Source organism: Streptococcus vestibularis, assembly GCF_900636445.1.
Classification (GTDB): Bacteria; Bacillota; Bacilli; order Lactobacillales; family Streptococcaceae; genus Streptococcus; species Streptococcus vestibularis.
In genome coordinates, this window is record NZ_LR134275.1 from 517,432 (window position 1) to 535,623 (window position 18,192).

An 18,192-nucleotide genomic window follows, 5' to 3' on the forward strand; every position below is an offset into this window, starting at 1 on the left:
TTTTTTTCGTTAAAAAAGCCTCAAAGAAAACTAGGATCCTAGACAAGAAAGGAGCCCTTATGGCTAAATATACTGAATTAGCTGAGGACATTCTCAAACACGTTGGTGGCAAGGAAAATGTCAATGGCTTGAAACACTGTGTGACACGTTTACGCTTTGATTTGAAAGATGAATCTAAAGCAGATGATGACTACCTTAAGAACCGTGACGGAGTTGTTACTATTGTTAAAGCAGGTGGACAATATCAGGTGGTGATTGGTAACCATGTGCCTGATGTTTATGCGGAGGTTCTCCAAGTTGGTGGTCTTCCAGCAGGTGGTAGTCTTGATATTGATGAAGGTGATGCGCCTAAAGGGAATCTTTTTGACCGCTTTGTATCTTTGGTTTCAAGTATTTTCCAACCTTTCCTTGGTCCATTGGCTGCGGCCGGGATTATCAAGGGTGTAGTTGCTATCATGGCAGCATGTGGCTTGTCAACTGCAACAAGTCTTATTTATGTCATCTTGAATGCAGCAGGAGATGGTTTCTTCCAGTTTTTGCCAATCTTGATTGCATTAACATCTGCCCGTCGTTTCAAGGTTAATGAGTTTACAGCTATTGCGATTGCAGGAGCACTTGTTTACCCTGATATTACTACACTAGTGACTGCTCTTCAAAAGGCTGGTCAAGGACATGTTCTAGGAGTTATTCCTTTTGCACTTCCTGCAGGAGGTTACCTCTCAACTGTAATGCCTTCTATCTTGGCCGTTTGGGTGGCTTCATACATTCAAAAATTCTTTACCAAGATTACTCCAGATGTCATTAAAGTCTTCGTAGTACCCTTCTTTACATTACTCATTACTGTCCCATTAACATTCTTGGTGGTCGGACCAGTTGCCAATACTTTCTCTAATGGATTGACAAAGCTTTTCCAAGCAATCATGAACTTTAGTCCGATTGTCTTTGGTCTTGTACTTGGTGTTTTGTGGCAAGTCTTGGTTATGTTCGGAATGCACTGGGCGCTTGTTCCCCTTGCTATTCTAGATGTGGCAACAAACGGAAGTTCTATTATTCTTTCGGCAGCTATTCTTCCATGTTTCACGCAGACAGGTGTGTTGGGAGCTATCATGCTTAAAATGAAAGAAGAAAAAGTCCGTACCATCTCTATGCCAGCCTTCATTTCATCTATTTTTGGGGTTACAGAACCTGCTATCTATGGGGGTAACCCTTCCAATGAAAACGCCATTCTACATTTCATGTGGTGTTTCAGGACTTATGGGGGCTGCCATGATGGCCCTAGATATTAAGACGTATTCAATAGGTGGTCTGGGTGTCTTTGTCTTCCAAAGCCTTATTGGGCCTGACGGTAACCTTTCTAAAGTTATCTTTGCCATTATTATTGCCATTGTAGTGGTGTTCTTGCCTTCCTCATCCAACTCTTTGTACGAGTACCAAATCTATACGGTGGTGGAGCAGCTAAGGGTGAAGAAAAAGCTGAGGAGGCTGCACCTACTCCTAAAGAAATTCAACAAGAAATCATTGCTAGCCCACTCATCGGGAATGTCGTACCACTTGACCAAGTCCCTGACCAAGTCTTTGCCTCAGGAGCTATGGGTAAAGGAATCGCTATTGACCCAACTGATGGGGTGGTTGTCGCACCAGCTAAGGCAACGGTTAATTTAGTCTTCCCTACTGGTCATGCGATTGGTTTGACAACTGAAAATGGTGCAGAGCTTCTCATTCATATTGGTATGGATACTGTTTCACTTGCCGGTAAAGGTTTCAAGACCTATGTAGAAGAAGGGGATGTCGTAGAAGCGGGTCAAAAACTTATAGAATTTGACCTAGCAACTATCCGAGACGCTAAATTACCAGTCATCACACCGGTCATTGTGACAAACACTGCTGACTTCGATGATGTCTTAACTACTAAAGAAGCCCGCGTTAACACTGGTGATTATCTCTTTACTGCTGTTAAATAAAAATAAATCCGAGAAGCTGATTCTCGGATTTATTTGAATTTGTAGTCTTTAACGACTTCTACTGAATTAACTATTACATTTTCTTTTGGTTTGCTATTGTTATCAACTTCAAGGTTAGCAATAGTATCAACGACATCCATGCCTTTGATGACTTGTCCAAAGACAGTATATTTCGTATCACCAGCAGGGTAACCTCCTTTTTTGTAGGCGTCAATGATAGGTTTTGGATAGCCTGCGTTTCCTAGTTGCTTACTTTGGTCATCCTTGTTTTGAACGATGAAGAATTGGCTGCCGTTTGAATTTTTAGCACCGGTATTAGCCATAGCAAGTGCGCCACGGATGTTGTAGAGGAATGGTGTAGGTTCAACAGCGAAACCTTTCTTCCAGATAGATTCTCCACCGGTACCGTCTCCCTTAGGGTCACCACTTTGAATCATGAAGTCCTTGATAACACGGTGGAAGGTAAGCCCATCATAGTATTTGTCCTTGGCATGCTTCAAGAAGTTTTCAGAAGCCTTTGGAGCAAGTGTAGGGAAGAGTTTAATAGTGATATCACCTTTTGAAGTATGGAGGGTAACTTCAGCTTCGTTCTTGCTGACCTTGTCTGTTAACTGTGGAAAAGCCTCTTTTCCGGACTTTTGAGCCTTTTCTAATTGTTTAGTGAATATCTTGTTATCCACGTAAGCATCTCCACGAACAGCACGAGAAATATTCTCACGGTAGACAAATCCTAGTCCAGCGATAACAAGTACAATAATTAATGGAATGTACTTTTTAATATTTTTCATATATAACTCCTTTGGTGCATTATAACTACTATTGTAGCAGAAAAAAAACTCTTGGGAAACAGTTAACGGAGGTCTTTAATTATGGTAGAATGGAATTATCTACAAGAAATTGAACATGGGACTAGATATAGGGAAAGTTCGCCTCAAGGTGTAAAGTGATGTCAGACTTTTTAAGGAACATTTGCACTTACCTTGATCACAGATAGGTGTCTAAATCCTAACTATAGAAAACTTCACTAATTTGAAGGGGTTTCTTGTTTAGATTTCTTGATAAAAGGAGATTTTTATGTCAACTAAAGCAGAATGGGCTGAACTCTTTGAGTCGGTACATGAGCGTAAACCTAGCCCCCAAGAATTTTTGGACGCTAAAGCAGCTGACTTTGATACTAGCACTTTGATTGCTCAAGTAGCATCTGTGCAAGAAGCAGCTAATGAACCTGTCGCTGAAGAAGTGCCAGCAGAACAAGCAAGCAGTGAATCACCATTTGGAGATGCAGCCTTCTCAGAAGCACCTGCTCAACAACCGACACCACAATTTGATTCAAGCATGTTTGAAAAAGCATCTATCCCTACAGCTAAAGGATTTGGAACTGTACCTAACCCCGTAGATAGCTCAGCGGATAAACTTCTCTTCAACCTTATCTTGCCAATCGTTACGATTACTCTTGCAGTAATCTTTGCCATCTTGGCATGGATTGTCAGTCCTGCTTGGCTCTTCATTATTTTGACAGTGCTTGTAGCTGCTGTAGCAGTGGTTTCACTTATCTTCAGCCTTAAATCAAGCAAGAAATTGCTCTCGATCATCGCAACAGGTGTTGCTGCTCTTATGCTCTTTGTGTCTATCGGTGGTTTTATTTTTCAAATGTCTCAAAACTATAGTGATAGTACAAGCTCAAGCAAGGCATCAAAAGTTGCTGATAAAGATGATGACAGCGATTCAAAATCTGACTCAAAAGGTGACAGCACTGACGTCAACGATTATATTGACAAAAATGCTAAATTTGACTGGAATGAATCTAAGTTCAAAAAGTTGAAAGCAGGTAAAGACTCTGTTAAATCAATCATTAAGACATACGGCAAGGCGTCAAATGCCGAGATGTCAGGTGACGAGTTGAAGTTGACATACTCTGGTAAAGACTATGTCGAAAGTGTCTACCTAAACTTTAAGAAACAATATGATGGTACTTTTATCTTGTCATATGCTTCAGGTAGCTTCCCTCAAGATAAGGTAGAAGTTGACAACTCTTACAAGTCTGACTGGACGAAAGAGCAGTACGAGGCACTTGCTGAAGGAGACTATAGTGACCCATCTAATGGTACGAAACTAAAGGATGTCATTAAAGATCACCCTAAAGCTTCAAACGCTGATTACACTATCTCAACATCTCGTGAAGGTGAGTTCAAGAAAGAAATGACTCTCTCTTATAGTGACTTTGATGCAGAAGAAGGAAAACTTAAGAGCGTTTACTTGTCATTTGATACCAAAGAAGGTGAAGATACCTTCTACCTAGCTTATAAATCAGGTTTGGGAGATGACTAAATAAGGAACAGGAGGGGAAAACTTCCTGTTTTTTCGTGATAAAAGGAGAAAGTTATTGAAATTTTGCACCTACTTTTACATGGTAGTCTTACTCACTATCTTTACAGACAGAAGTTAATGTCGTAGTATAAAAGTTTATGTAAATATAGACTTTAAAAAAGTACGCTTTAATTATTGTAATTTCTTATAGCCTTTATAGATTTTGTAAGCTTAGTTTCGGAATCAAGAAGGATTAGTTGCTTAACTATAAATATAAAAAACTAGTCTTACTAACACCAGACTGTATATATGTGCAAGATTTTTAAAGGATGAAGTTGTGTCAGTAATCTATTCAAAAGTAAAAATGTCAAATAATATTTTTGAAGCTTGTAAATTGGTAAGAAGCTTTATTAGTCTACCAATTGGTGAAATAAAAGAATAGGATTCAAAAGGGAAAAGTTTTATTAGGATATGATTATTTAGATTTAGAGGATTTAATAAAAATGGATACTCTTTTAGAAAATCTTAAAAACTTAGGTGCTTATCTATATTTATATGAGGGTGATTGTGAGGTAAATATGGAATTCCGTAGTAATACAAACGAGTCATATAAAGGCATTGCTGAGGAATAAATAATCCATTATTTGACCTGCACCACAAACAGTTAGACAGAAAAATCTAACTTTTGGGTGCAGTTTTTCGTCTTTCGTCAATTTTCACGAGATAGGTTGTCACTTAAGCGTCTCAAGCAGTTTTAAAAAATATCACTTTATCCGACTTTATTTTCATAAGACCAGATTAAAGTATGATAAAATAAAGAAAAAGAGATAAAGGAGTCAGCTATGGCAACTAAAGAAGAATGGGTGCGTCACTTTGAGGACGTCAATGGTCGTAAACCAAGTCCTGAGGAGTTTATGGAGGCTAAGAAAGAAGGCTTTGTCATCGCTTCTGAGGTACCAACTGACCAGGTGTCTGAACAGGTTGAAGCTCAGCGTGTGGGTAGTTCTGAAGCTACTGAAGAGGTGTCGGCGGACTCAGTAGCAGATACGCAATCAGACGAAGCTCCTAAGCAAATGCCTGCGTTGAATCTGGAGAAAGAGCAAGAAAAAGAAACTCCAAAGACAAGTCAGATACCTTTGGAAAACCCTTATTACAAGCCAAAAGTAACCAAGAACAATGCTTTTGTTAATATTGCTTTGCCAATCATTATTCTAGTTTTGGGGATTCTATTTGTCATTTTGTCTTGGACACTTCCTATCGGTTTTGTCTTTACCTTCCTTGCTTTCTTCCTTATCATTTTGGCGATTGTGACTTTGGTTTTGAGTCTGAAATCGACACGCAAGGCACTATCTATTATTGCCCTAGTCATGTCAATTATCTTCTTCATGACTTCGCTTGCTGGAGCAGGTTATCAAGCGGTGAAATATGTCATGAACCATGCCGATCAGTTTGAGGCTGATCTTCGTTACAGAGCAAATAAATACATTGATAAAGATTATCAATTTGACTGGACAGAGGACCAGTTTAAGGAGTTGAAGGTTGACTCTTTGACTTTGGATGAGGTCCTAGATGCTCACGGTAAGGCTACGGATGCCGAGTGGCGTAATGAGGGTGAGACACTGACACTAGATCTTACTTATTCAAAAGAGGGAACAGGTAGTGACAACTTTGTCCATTTGACCTTTAAGTCTAAAGATGGTACTTACATCCTAGAGCATGCTTCCGCAGATTTTGGCTATGATAAAGTTAAGGAAGTTAGTGACTATCAAAGCAACTGGACAAAAGAGGATTATGATAAGCTAACGGTGGGTACGCAAGCAGACTTGCTTAAGGGAACACGTCTTTCAGATGTTGTCTCAAACCACTCTGAGGCCAGCTTTAGTACGCATGAGCTGACTCAGACTGATGAGGGAGACCTCACACAAAAAGTATCGCTTAGCTTCTACGATTATAGTCCAGACAGTGGTAAACTTAAGACGGTTCACTTAACGTTTGACTATGATAAACGTGAAAACGAGTACTTCTTGACAGACAAATCAGACGAATAAGACTATTTTTTAGTAATTCAAGCTCAGGGTTGCCTGGGCTTTTTACTATCAACAAAAGAGGATAAAATCTGGTATAATAGAATCGATTGATTTTTCAAGAAAGAAGTGTCACATATGAACATACAGCAACTACGTTATGTCGTAGCCATTGCCAACAGTGGAACTTTCCGCGAGGCGGCCAGCAAGCTCTTTGTGAGTCAGCCTAGTCTTTCAGTGGCTATCAAGGATTTGGAGCAAGAGTTGAATTTTAAAATTTTCACTCGTACAACGACGGGGACTGTCTTGACCAGTCAGGGCATGACCTTTTATGAACGTGCGCTTGAGGTTGTGCGCAGTTTTGATAGTTTTGAAAATCGCTATCTCAATGCTTCTGAAAAAGGGAACCAGTTTTCTATTGCCAGTCAGCACTATGATTTTTTGCCACCTTTGATTACAACTTTTTCAGAACGTTACCCTGATTACAAGGATTTCCGTATTTTTGAGTCTACGACCATTCAAATTTTGGATGAAGTAGCCAAGGGACACAGTGAGATTGGAATTATCTATTTGAATCGTCAAAATAGTAAGGGAATCCAACAAAATATGGACAAGCTTGGGCTTGAGGCTATTGATTTGATTCCATTTAAGACTCATATCTATCTTCGCAAGGGCCATCCACTGGCTCATAAAGAGAGTTTAGTCATGGAGGATTTGGCGCACCTACCTACCGTACGTTTTACTCAGGAGAAGGACGAGTACCTGTACTATTCTGAAAACTTTGTGGATACATCAGATTCGTCTCTTATGTTTAACGTGACAGACCGTGCGACTTTGAACGGTATCTTGGAGCGTACGGATGCTTATGCGACGGGTTCTGGTTTCCTAGATGCTCAAAGTGTAAACGGGATTACAGTTATTCCACTTGAGGATAATTTGGATAACAAGATGGTTTATGTCCGTCGTAAGGGGATTAACTTATCATCTTGTGCTCTCAAGTTTGTCAATGTTATGTTTGACTACTTTGATACTTACAAACCATAGGAGGACTTATGCGTAAGGTTGTGATTCCTTTGGCTATTCTAGCTCTGATTGGTTTGGATCAGTGGGTCAAGCATTGGGTTGTGGCAAATATTGCCCTTAACCAAGTTATCAAGGCTATTCCTGGGCTTTTCAGCTTGACCTATCTACAGAACCGTGGTGCTGCCTTTTCGATTTTACAGGATCAGAAATATTTCTTTGTGATTTTGACGGTTCTAGTGATCGGTGCTGCTTTGGTCTATCTGGTTAAGAATTACCAGAAGAGTCTTTGGTTGGTTCTATCTTTGATTTTGATTATCTCAGGTGGTATTGGCAACTTTATCGACCGTTTGCACTTGGGTTACGTGGTTGATATGGTTCAGCTTGATTTTATCGATTTTGCAATATTTAACGTGGCAGACTCCTATCTAACGGTGGGCGTGTTGCTCTTGATTTTAATCTTATGGAAAGAGGAAAATGGAAGTCATCATTAAAGAGGCGGGAAACCGTCTGGACAAGTCTTTGGCCGATTTGACAGAATTGTCACGCAGTCAGGCTAATGAAGCGATTAAGGCTGGAATAGTATTAGTTAATGGTAAGTCAGCCAAGGCTAAGTATGCGGTTAAAGAGGGCGATGTCATCACCTATGTATTGCCTGAAGAAGAGGTCTTGGAATACAAGGCTGAAGATATTCCTTTGGATATTATCTACGAGGATGCGGATGTGGCAGTGGTCAACAAACCTCAAGGTATGGTGGTCCATCCATCAGCTGGCCACACGTCTGGCACCTTGGTCAATGCTCTTATGTATCATGTCAAGGACCTTTCGTCTATCAATGGTGTGGTTCGCCCTGGGATTGTTCACCGTATCGACAAGGATACGTCTGGCCTTCTTATGATTGCTAAGAACGATAAGGCCCACAATGATTTGGCAGCTGAGCTTAAGGATAAGAAGTCGCTTCGCAAGTATGTGGCTATCGTGCATGGCAATCTGCCTAACGATAGAGGTGTGATTGAGGCTCCGATTGGGCGTTCGGACAAAGACCGTAAGAAACAGGCAGTAACAGCTAAAGGAAAACCTGCAGTAACACGCTTCACCGTTCTTGAACGTTTTGGCAACTATACGTTGGTAGAGTTGCAACTGGAAACAGGTCGTACCCACCAGATTCGTGTGCACATGGCTTATATTGGTCATCCAGTGGCGGGAGATCCTCTTTATGGGCCACGCAAGACCCTCAAGGGCCATGGACAATTTCTACATGCCAAGACTCTTGGTTTTACGCATCCTACGACTGGAGAATTGGTCGAATTTACAGCGGAAGAACCTGCTATTTTCAAGGAAACCTTGGAGAAGTTGAGAGAAGCTTAACAGTTATCAAACGGATAGTCTTTCTTGGGAGAGGCGCCCGTTTTTTTTCTTGTAAAAGAGTCTTAAATTTGCTATAATTTACCTAATTAAATAAGTCCTTTAATCACTGTCCAGAGAGGCAGGCAAGGAGCCATGAGAAGCGCGCGGTTGAACTGTGCCATGTTTTTGTGTATCTCCTTGTTTCAAGGGGATTTTTTGTATTTAGAAAGGTTCTTTTTATGAAGAAAAAAGAGATCGTCGATGACGTAACCATGAAACGTGCCATTACACGTATCACTTATGAGATTATTGAGCGTAACAAAAATCTCGACAAGATTGTCTTGGCTGGTATTAAGACACGTGGTGTTTATATTGCCCAGCGTATCCAAGAGCGCTTGAAACAGTTGGAAAACCTTGATGTACCATTGATTGAGCTTGACACTAAGGCTTACCGTGATGATGTTAAATCTGAACAGGACACATCCCTTATTCCTATCGAAATTGATGGTACGGATGTTATCCTTGTAGATGATGTGCTTTACACAGGTCGTACTATCCGTGCAGCTATTGATAATATCGTTAGCCATGGGCGTCCGGCGCGTGTTGGTTTGGCTGTCTTGGTTGATCGTGGTCACCGTGAATTGCCAATCCGTGCGGACTATGTTGGTAAAAATATCCCAACTAGTGAGTCAGAAGAAATCGAAGTTTTGGTGACAGAAGTTGATGGTAAGGATAGTGTCAACATTATCGATCCAAGCTAAGTTGACTGACGGATAGGGTGAAACGCCCTTTGTATCTTGTTAAATGAACACGCCCTAAGCCTTGTGCAAAAAAGATCAATATTCTTAGGAGCTGGCGCTCCGTCATCATATTTCCTATCTTTGCTTTAGGCCTTATACGGGCGTTGTATCTTACTTAACTGAACACGGGACTCATTTCTTAGGAAAAAAGATAAGTCTCCTAGCACAATTTGGAGTGCGTTGTCGACTTCGATTTTTCTACAGAAATGTTTGGCTTAGCCAAAACGTCCCTTTGTATCTTATTAATTGAACACGGTCTAAGAGCTGTGTAAAATAGATAAATCTTCCTAGAAGCTAAAGCTTCTGCGTCAGATTTCCTAATTTTACTTTGCTCTTTATACGCCCTTTGTATCTTAATTTTAAGGAGTACTTTGATATCGTGAATAACGTAAAATATGATGTGAATGATATGCCCAAAGCTGGTTTATTGGTGGGTTTGTCATTCCAGCACTTGTTTGCAATGTTTGGTGCGACGGTTCTTGTACCGATTTTGGTAGGGATTGATCCCGCTATTGCTCTTTTCTCATCTGGTTTGGGAACTTTGGCTCACTTGACGGTGACTAAGTACAAGATTCCAGCTTACATGGGGTCTAGTTTTGCCTATATTGCGGCTATGCAGATGCTTATGAAGACTGACGGTATCGCAGCGGTGGCTCAAGGTGCCATGGCTGGAGGTTTGGTCTACTTGATTGTTGCCTTGGTTGTTAAGTATGCGGGAAATGCTTGGATTGATAGAGTCCTACCGCCAATTGTGGTTGGTCCAATTATCATCGTCATCGGTTTGAGTCTTGCGGCTAATGCTGTCAAGGATGCGACAATGGTTAATGATACCTATAGTATCTTTAGTCTTGTGATTTCTATGGTAACTCTCTTTGCCGTCATCCTCTTTAACATGTATGGTAAGAAAATCATCGGTGTTATCCCAATTTTACTTGGTTTAATCGTGGGTTACATTTTCTCAGTGGTTCTTGGTTGGTTGACGGGACATGAGTTTGTTCAATTTTCAAAAGTTGCGGCTGCTCATTGGTTCCAAGTTCCAAGTTTTGACATTCCGTTTGTGAATTATGACTTCAAACTCTATCCAAGTGCGATTTTGACCATGGCTCCGATTGCCTTTGTGACAATGACTGAACACTTTGGGCATGTTATGGTTTTGAATAGTTTAACTGGACGTGATTACTTTAAAGATCCAGGTCTTGATCGTACTCTAACTGGTGATGGTTTGGCACAGATTATCGCTGGTTTCTTTGGAGCTCCACCAGTAACTTCTTATGGTGAAAATATTGGGGTTATGGCCCTTAGTAAGGTATACTCAGTTTACGTTATTGCGGGTGCAGCGGTGATTGCGGTCTTGATGAGTTTTATCGGTAAGGTGTCTGCTCTCTTGAGTTCAATACCAACAGCTGTTTTGGGTGGAATTTCAATTGCCCTCTTTGGGGTTATCGCTGCTAGCGGTTTGAAAATTTTAGTTGAACATAAGATTGATTTTGATAATAAAAAGAATCTCTTGATTGCTAGCGTTATCTTGGTATCTGGTATCGGTGGTTTGATGATTGACCTTGGTGGTCTCCAAATCACGGGTGTGGCAACCTCAACCATTCTTGGAATATTGCTTTACCAAATCTTGCCAGATCCTAACAAAGGTAGCAAGGACTAATCAATCATTAAAAAAGGAAAAACTATGGCGATTGCAGATGGAAAAGTGTCACTAAAACATTTGGTGACTATGGAAACCCTCACGAATGAAGAGGTTTTGGGCCTGATTCGTCGAGGTGGAGATTTTAAAAACGGCAGAGCTGATTTCCAGCTGGATCGACAGTATTTCGCTGCCAATCTCTTTTTTGAAAATTCAACACGAACACACAAGTCCTTTGAAGTGGCCGAGAAAAAACTAGGCTTGGATGTGATTGAGTTCGATGCTGGGACTAGCTCGGTGAATAAGGGTGAGACCCTCTATGATACCATTTTGACCATGTCTGCCTTGGGCGTTGACATCTGTGTGGTTCGCCACTCGGAAGTCGATTACTACAAGCAGTTGATTGATAGTAGGACTATTCAGACCTCTATTGTTAATGGCGGTGATGGTTCAGGGCAACACCCAAGTCAGTGTTTGCTTGACTTGATGACCATTTACGAAGAGTTCGGAACCTTTAAAAATCTTAAGATTTGTATTGCAGGTGATATTACGCATTCGCGTGTCGCTAAGTCCAATATGCAGATTCTCAAGCGTTTGGGTGCTCAGCTTTATTTTGCTGGTCCTGCAGAGTGGTATTCGAATGAGTTCGATGTCTATGGTCAGCATGTGGCTATTGACGACGTCATTGAGGGCTTGGATGTACTCATGTTGCTTCGTGTTCAGCACGAACGTCATGGGGACGATAAAGGATTTTCAAAAGAAGACTACCATGCTCTCTATGGTTTGACTGAAGAACGTTATGCCAAGTTATCTGATCAGGCGATTATCATGCACCCTGCTCCGGTTAATCGTGATGTGGAGATTGCTGATAGCCTGGTTGAGGCGCCTAAGGCTCGTATCGTTGCTCAGATGCAAAACGGGGTCTTTGTCCGTATGGCAATTATTGAAGCTATTTTAAATGGCAAAGCGTAAACTACGTTAACCGATTCCTGAGAGAATCAGACGAAAAAGAACATGGGCTAAATCTTTGAAAAGAGACAAATCTTCCTAGAGGCTAGAGCTTCTTTGTTAGATTTGATTTTCATTCAAATGTTTAACGCCCTTTGTATCTTAGTGAAAGGAACAATTTAGTATAATGGCAAAACGTTTACTTATTTTGGAAGACGGCACTATTTTTGAAGGTCAGGCCTTCGGTGCTGATGTGGATGTGACGGGTGAAATCGTCTTTAATACTGGTATGACAGGTTATCAAGAATCTATCACAGACCAGTCTTACAATGGTCAAATTTTGACTTTTACTTATCCACTTGTTGGTAACTACGGCGTTAACCGTGACGACTATGAGTCAATTAAGCCAACGACCAAGGGTGTCGTTGTGTCAGAGGCTAGCCGTCGTGCTAGCAATTGGCGTAACCAAATGACCTTGGATGAGTTTTTGAAAGCTAAAAACATCCCGGGTGTTTCTGGTATTGATACACGTGCTTTGACTAAGATTATCCGTCAACATGGTACCATGAAGGCGACTTTGGCTAATCCTGGAGACAGCATTGGGCACTTGCAAGATCAATTGCGTGCCACTGTTTTGCCAACGAACAATATTGAGCAGGTATCGACTAAGACAGCCTACCCAGCACCTGGTGTTGGTAAAAATATCGTTTTGGTTGACTTTGGTCTCAAGCACTCTATCTTGCGTGAGTTTTCAAAACGTGACTGTAACGTGACTGTTGTGCCACATGATATCACTGCTGAAGAAATTCTCCATCTTAATCCAGATGGTGTGATGTTGTCGAACGGTCCAGGTAACCCTGAAGATGTACCGTATTCACTTGATATGATTCGTGGCATTCAAGGCAAAATTCCAATTTTTGGTATTTGTATGGGTCACCAGTTGTTTAGTTTGGCGAATGGTGCCAAGGCCTACAAGATGAAGTTTGGTCACCGTGGATTTAACCATGCGGTTCGTGAAATTGCGACTGGTCGTGTTGATTTCACCAGCCAAAACCATGGTTATGCCATTGACCGTGACACTCTTCCAGAGTGCCTCATGGTAACGCACGAAGAAATTAACGATAAATCAGTTGAAGGTGTTCGTCACCGTGACTTCCCTGCATTCTCAGTGCAATTCCACCCAGATGCAGCACCTGGTCCACACGATGCTAGTTATCTCTTCGATGAGTTCTTAGAATTGATTGATGCTTTCCAAGCTGAAAAAGCACGTCATTAATTGCAACTGTCTAGTGACTATAGTGGGGTGTAACTCCTGTTTGCCCCAGTCTACTACCTTATTTAATGACAACCAGAGAGTTGTCAAATAGAAAGGAGAAGATACATGTTCACGGAAGTGAACACGCCCTAAGGACTGTGTAAAAAAAGATAAACGGTGACTAGACGCTTAGGCGTCGTCGTCACGTTTCCTATTTTCACTGGGTCCTTAACGGGCTTTGTATCATAAATTATGCCTAAACGTTCTGATATTAAAAAAATCATGGTTATCGGGTCTGGTCCTATCATTATTGGTCAGGCTGCTGAGTTCGACTACGCTGGTACGCAAGCTTGCTTGGCTTTGAAAGAAGAAGGTTACAGTGTTGTCCTTGTTAACTCTAACCCTGCGACTATCATGACTGATAAAGAAATCGCAGACAAGGTTTACATTGAACCAATTACGCTTGAGTTTGTCACACGTATTCTTCGTAAAGAGCGTCCTGATGCCCTCTTGCCAACACTTGGTGGACAAACTGGTTTGAACATGGCAATGGAATTGTCAAAAGCTGGTATTCTTGAAGAGCTTGGAGTAGAGCTTTTGGGAACAAAATTGTCTGCCATTGACCAAGCCGAAGACCGTGACCTCTTCAAACAATTGATGGAAGATTTGGAACAACCAATTCCAGAATCAGAAATTGTAAATACGGTTGAAGAAGCAGTTGCCTTTGCGACAGAAATTGGCTACCCAGTTATCGTGCGTCCTGCCTTTACCCTTGGTGGTACTGGTGGTGGTATGTGTGCCAACGAAGAAGAACTTCGTGAAATCGCTGAAAATGGATTGAAATTGTCACCAGTAACACAATGTTTGATTGAACGTTCAATCGCTGGTTTCAAGGAAATCGAATACGAAGTTATGCGTGATGCCGCAGACAACGCTCTTGTGGTATGTAACATGGAAAACTTTGACCCAGTTGGTATCCACACAGGGGATTCAATCGTATTTGCTCCAACGCAAACCTTGTCAGATATTGAAAACCAAATGCTTCGTGATGCCAGCTTGAAGATTATTCGTGCCCTTAAAATTGAGGGTGGTTGTAACGTACAGTTGGCTCTTGACCCTAATAGCTTCAAGTACTATGTTATCGAAGTAAACCCTCGTGTATCACGTTCATCAGCCCTTGCCTCAAAAGCAACTGGTTATCCAATTGCCAAATTGGCAGCCAAGATTGCTGTTGGTCTGACACTTGATGAAATGATTAACCCAGTCACTGGTACAACCTATGCCATGTTTGAACCAGCTCTTGACTATGTGGTTGCTAAGATTCCACGTTTCCCATTTGATAAATTTGAACACGGTGAACGTCGTCTTGGTACTCAAATGAAAGCAACTGGTGAAGTTATGGCTATCGGTCGTAACATCGAAGAGTCACTTCTTAAAGCCTGTCGTTCACTTGAAATCGGTGTTTACCACAATGAAATGCCTGAGCTTGCGGACGTCACAGACGATGCTTTGGTTGAAAAGATTGTCAAAGCTCAAGACGACCGTCTCTTTTACCTTTCTGAAGCTATCCGTCGTGGTTACACTATTGAAGAATTGTCAGAGTTGACTAAGATTGATATCTTCTTCCTTGATAAGTTGCTCCACATCTTCGAATTGGAACAAGAATTGGCTACTCACGTAGGCGATGTTGATGTTCTGAAAGAAGCTAAGCGTAACGGTTTCTCTGATCGTAAGATTGCTGATCTTTGGAATCAAACAGCTGACCAAGTACGTGCAACACGTTTGGAAAATAACATTGTTCCTGTTTACAAGATGGTTGATACCTGTGCGGCTGAGTTCGAGTCATCAACACCATATTTCTACTCAACTTACGAGTGGGAAAATGAATCAATCAAATCTGATAAAGAATCTGTCATCGTTCTTGGTTCAGGTCCTATCCGTATCGGACAAGGGGTTGAGTTCGACTATGCGACAGTTCACTCTGTAAAAGCCATCCAAGCTGCAGGTTACGAAGCTATCATCATGAACTCTAACCCTGAGACGGTTTCAACAGACTTCTCAGTTTCAGATAAACTTTACTTCGAACCATTGACTTTCGAAGACGTGATGAACGTTATCGAATTGGAACAACCTAAGGGTGTCGTGGTTCAGTTTGGTGGTCAAACAGCCATCAACTTGGCAGAGCCATTGTCTAAAGCTGGTGTGAAAATCTTGGGTACACAGGTTGCTGACCTTGACCGTGCCGAAGACCGTGACCTCTTTGAACAAGCCCTTAAAGATCTTGATATCCCACAACCACCAGGACAAACAGCGACAAATGAAGAAGAAGCGGTTGAAGCAGCTCGTAAGATTGGCTTCCCAGTTCTTGTTCGTCCGTCATACGTTTTGGGTGGACGTGCCATGGAAATCGTTGAAAATGAAGATGACCTTCGTTCTTACATGCGTACAGCCGTTAAGGCAAGTCCAGACCACCCAGTCCTTGTCGATAGCTATATCATCGGACGTGAGTGTGAAGTGGATGCCATCTCTGATGGTAAGGATGTCTTGATTCCAGGTATCATGGAACACATTGAACGTGCAGGGGTTCACTCAGGGGACTCAATGGCGGTTTACCCACCACAAACTCTTTCTAAGAAAATTCAAGAGACTATCGCTGATTACACTAAACGCTTGGCTATTGGTCTTAACTGTATCGGTATGATGAACATCCAGTTCGTTATCAAGGACGAAACGGTCTATGTTATCGAGGTTAACCCACGTGCCAGCCGTACGGTACCATTCTTGTCTAAGGTGACTGATATCCCAATGGCTCAAGTTGCTACAAACTTGATTCTTGGTAAATCATTGGCTGAGCAAGGTTACAAAGATGGTCTATACCCAGAAAGCAACCATGTCCATGTCAAAGCACCAGTCTTCTCATTCACAAAATTGGCTAAGGTAGATAGCCTCCTTGGACCTGAAATGAAATCAACTGGTGAAGTTATGGGGACAGATGCGACTCTTGAAAAAGCCCTCTATAAAGCCTTTGAAGCTTCTTACCTCCACTTGCCAACCTTTGGTAACGTTATCTTCACTATTCATGATGACACTAAAGAGGAAGCCCTTGACTTGGCCCGTCGCTTCGATGCTATCGGTTATGGTATCTACGCCACTGAAGGAACAGCCAAGTTCTTGAATGAACACGGAGTTCACGCAACCCTTGTTAACAAATTGGGCGAAAATGACGACAATGACATTCCAGCCCTTGTTCGTACTGGTAAAGCGCAAGCTATTATCAATACGGTTGGTAACAAACGTACTTATGACGAAGATGGAGCAGCTATCCGTAGCTCAGCTATTGAAGCTGGAATTCCACTCTTCACAGCGCTTGATACAGCAGATGCTATGGTGCGTGTGCTTGAAAGCCGTAGCTTTACAACAGAAGCTATCTAATCATGAAATAGAAGTCTCAGCCTTGCTGGGGCTTTTTTCGGCTCTTTGTCAACTGTAGTGGGTGACGAAAAGCTAACATCTAGAGAGGACCTGATAGGTCTTCTCTTTTTTTATGTTCAGAGTGATGAAGACACGTTTCTTAAAGTTGATGAAGTTTCTAAAACCGAAGCCCAACCGTTTGATGTCTTTAATCAACTTGTTGGTAGCTTCCAGTTTTGCGTTTGAATAGTCTGTTTCTAGTGCATTTTGGATGTATTGTTTGTGTCTAAGAAAAGTTCTAAAGACCGTTTGAAAATAGTGATTGACTTTGCTTCTATTTTCCTCTATCAGCTCAAAGAATTCATCTACTCTCTTCTCCTGAAAGTGAAAAAGCAAAAGCTGATAAAGTGTATAGTAGTCAGTAAGCTCTTTTGAAAAGCCTAGTGTCTTCTCAACAACTTCATGTGGTGCTAAAGTTTGGCGGAAAGTCTTTGAATAAAAAGAGTTGAGAGATAGTTTACGGCTGTCCTTTTGGAAAAGTCGCCAATGATTTTTCAAGGCTCGATAGGGTAGTGACTTCTTATCGAACTGGTTCATGGTTGCAATTCTAGTCTTTAAAAATGCTCTACCAAGGTGCTGGATAATGTGGAAACGATCAATAATGATTTCGGCGTTTGGGAAAAGTTTTTTGGCTAGTGGGATATAGGCTCCAGACATATCCATTGTGATAAACTGCACCTGTTGGCGAGCTTTTAATGGATACTTTAAAAAGTAGTTTCGTATAGTGGTTTGGCGGCGATTATCAAGGATGGTTATGAGTTCGTTTGTCTCATAATTCTGCGCCACAAAAGCCAATTCCCCTTTCTTGAACCCAAACTCATCCCAGGACATTACAGCTGGGAGTTTGTCAAAATGTTCCTTGAAAGTAAACTGGTCGAGTTTACGATAGACAGTGGATGTCGACACACGAAGTCTTCTGGCAATATCTGTTAGTACCATCTTCTCAGTTAGGAGTTGTGTAACCTTTTGTCGGACTAGATTGGAGATTTGGCAGTTTTTCTCAACGATTGATGTCTCAGCTACCGTGACTCGTCTACAATTTTTACACTGGAAGCGACGCTTCTTCAGACGTAGTAGTGTCGGCGTTCCCGCTTGTTCGAGAAGAGGAATTTTAGAAGTTTTTTGAAAGTCGTACTTGATCATCTTTCCATGGCAGTGAGGGCATGATGGTGCAGGGTAATCGAGTTTTGCTTGAATCTCGATATGAGTGTCAGTTTCAAAAACAAGTGAAATAATGATATTTTGGTCTTTAATTCCGATTAATTCTGTGGTATTCTTAATAAGTCTCATAAGTTCTTCCTAATGATGGTTTTGTCGCTTTTCATTATAGTTCTTATGGGACTTTTTGTGTACACTCAAAAAGCTCTATAATCTCTACAGTGGTTTTACCCACTACAGAAATTATAGAGCCCTTTTTTCTTAC

Annotated in this window: 11 protein-coding genes and 2 pseudogenes; 11 read left to right on the forward strand and 2 right to left on the reverse strand. The window is 41.4% G+C overall.

The genetic code is table 11. The features are described from left to right. Nucleotides 1-59 precede the first annotated feature (59 nt). Nucleotides 60-1,961: pseudogene (locus EL076_RS02760) on the forward strand (beta-glucoside-specific PTS transporter subunit IIABC). A 29-nt stretch (nt 1,962-1,990) separates the two neighbouring features. Here the strand turns inward: EL076_RS02760 and EL076_RS02765 are convergent. After that, a complete protein-coding gene (locus EL076_RS02765) occupies nt 1,991-2,749 on the reverse strand; it encodes a peptidylprolyl isomerase (RefSeq protein ID WP_126429138.1) in 759 nt (252 codons plus the stop codon). Between the two features lie 286 nt (nt 2,750-3,035). Here EL076_RS02765 and EL076_RS02770 point away from each other — a divergent pair, with 286 nt between their 5' ends. The 10 genes from EL076_RS02770 (at nt 3,036) to carB (ending at nt 16,730) form a co-directional block, all read left to right on the forward strand. Further along, nucleotides 3,036-4,289: a hypothetical protein gene (locus tag EL076_RS02770; protein ID WP_126429140.1), complete on the forward strand. Its 1,254-nt coding sequence runs from the start codon at nt 3,036-3,038 to the stop codon at nt 4,287-4,289. 821 nt (nt 4,290-5,110) lie between these two features. Next, nucleotides 5,111-6,316, forward strand: a complete 1,206-nt coding sequence (locus tag EL076_RS02775) for a CD20-like domain-containing protein (protein WP_126429142.1) — start codon at nt 5,111-5,113, stop codon at nt 6,314-6,316. Between the two features lie 114 nt (nt 6,317-6,430). Next, on the forward strand, nt 6,431-7,336 hold the full coding sequence (locus EL076_RS02780) for a LysR family transcriptional regulator (protein WP_126429144.1): 906 nt from the start codon (nt 6,431-6,433) through the stop codon (nt 7,334-7,336). An 8-nt stretch (nt 7,337-7,344) separates the two neighbouring features. Then, the gene (gene lspA, locus EL076_RS02785) at nt 7,345-7,806 is read left to right on the forward strand and encodes a signal peptidase II (RefSeq protein WP_048788664.1); all 462 of its coding nucleotides are present in this window, start codon (nt 7,345-7,347) and stop codon (nt 7,804-7,806) included. Then, entirely contained in the window at nt 7,790-8,680 is an 891-nt protein-coding gene (locus tag EL076_RS02790) for an RluA family pseudouridine synthase (protein ID WP_126429146.1), read from the forward strand. The genes lspA and EL076_RS02790 overlap by 17 nt, the downstream gene beginning before the upstream one ends. Before the next feature lie 218 nt (nt 8,681-8,898). Continuing rightward, nucleotides 8,899-9,420: a bifunctional pyr operon transcriptional regulator/uracil phosphoribosyltransferase PyrR gene (pyrR, locus tag EL076_RS02795; RefSeq protein ID WP_003095423.1), complete on the forward strand. Its 522-nt coding sequence runs from the start codon at nt 8,899-8,901 to the stop codon at nt 9,418-9,420. 418 nt (nt 9,421-9,838) lie between these two features. Next, complete coding sequence (locus EL076_RS02800) at nt 9,839-11,116, forward strand: uracil-xanthine permease family protein (RefSeq protein ID WP_003095351.1); 1,278 nt, start codon at nt 9,839-9,841, stop codon at nt 11,114-11,116. 24 nt (nt 11,117-11,140) lie between these two features. After that, on the forward strand, nt 11,141-12,067 hold the full coding sequence (locus EL076_RS02805) for an aspartate carbamoyltransferase catalytic subunit (RefSeq protein ID WP_003095459.1): 927 nt from the start codon (nt 11,141-11,143) through the stop codon (nt 12,065-12,067). A 163-nt stretch (nt 12,068-12,230) separates the two neighbouring features. Next, on the forward strand, nt 12,231-13,319 hold the full coding sequence (locus tag EL076_RS02810) for a carbamoyl phosphate synthase small subunit (protein WP_003095621.1): 1,089 nt from the start codon (nt 12,231-12,233) through the stop codon (nt 13,317-13,319). Nucleotides 13,320-13,550: 231 nt separating this feature from the next. Next, nucleotides 13,551-16,730: a carbamoyl-phosphate synthase large subunit gene (carB, locus tag EL076_RS02815; RefSeq protein ID WP_126429148.1), complete on the forward strand. Its 3,180-nt coding sequence runs from the start codon at nt 13,551-13,553 to the stop codon at nt 16,728-16,730. A 79-nt stretch (nt 16,731-16,809) separates the two neighbouring features. Here carB and EL076_RS02820 read toward each other — a convergent pair. Beyond that, nucleotides 16,810-18,059 (reverse strand): annotated as a pseudogene (locus tag EL076_RS02820) (ISL3 family transposase). Between the last annotated feature and the right edge of the window lie 133 nt (nt 18,060-18,192).

What these genes read in the sequence shown, in the direction of transcription:
- EL076_RS02765 (WP_126429138.1), bottom strand. Translation starts at nt 2,749, where the DNA reads ATGAAAAATATTAAAAAGTACATTCCATTAATTATTGTACTTGTTATC.
- EL076_RS02790 (WP_126429146.1), top strand. Translation starts at nt 7,790, where the DNA reads ATGGAAGTCATCATTAAAGAGGCGGGAAACCGTCTGGACAAGTCTTTG.
- EL076_RS02810 (WP_003095621.1), top strand. Translation starts at nt 12,231, where the DNA reads ATGGCAAAACGTTTACTTATTTTGGAAGACGGCACTATTTTTGAAGGT.
- EL076_RS02770 (WP_126429140.1), top strand. Translation starts at nt 3,036, where the DNA reads ATGTCAACTAAAGCAGAATGGGCTGAACTCTTTGAGTCGGTACATGAG.
- EL076_RS02805 (WP_003095459.1), top strand. Translation starts at nt 11,141, where the DNA reads ATGGCGATTGCAGATGGAAAAGTGTCACTAAAACATTTGGTGACTATG.
- pyrR (WP_003095423.1), top strand. Translation starts at nt 8,899, where the DNA reads ATGAAGAAAAAAGAGATCGTCGATGACGTAACCATGAAACGTGCCATT.
- lspA (WP_048788664.1), top strand. Translation starts at nt 7,345, where the DNA reads ATGCGTAAGGTTGTGATTCCTTTGGCTATTCTAGCTCTGATTGGTTTG.
- carB (WP_126429148.1), top strand. Translation starts at nt 13,551, where the DNA reads ATGCCTAAACGTTCTGATATTAAAAAAATCATGGTTATCGGGTCTGGT.
- EL076_RS02775 (WP_126429142.1), top strand. Translation starts at nt 5,111, where the DNA reads ATGGCAACTAAAGAAGAATGGGTGCGTCACTTTGAGGACGTCAATGGT.
- EL076_RS02780 (WP_126429144.1), top strand. Translation starts at nt 6,431, where the DNA reads ATGAACATACAGCAACTACGTTATGTCGTAGCCATTGCCAACAGTGGA.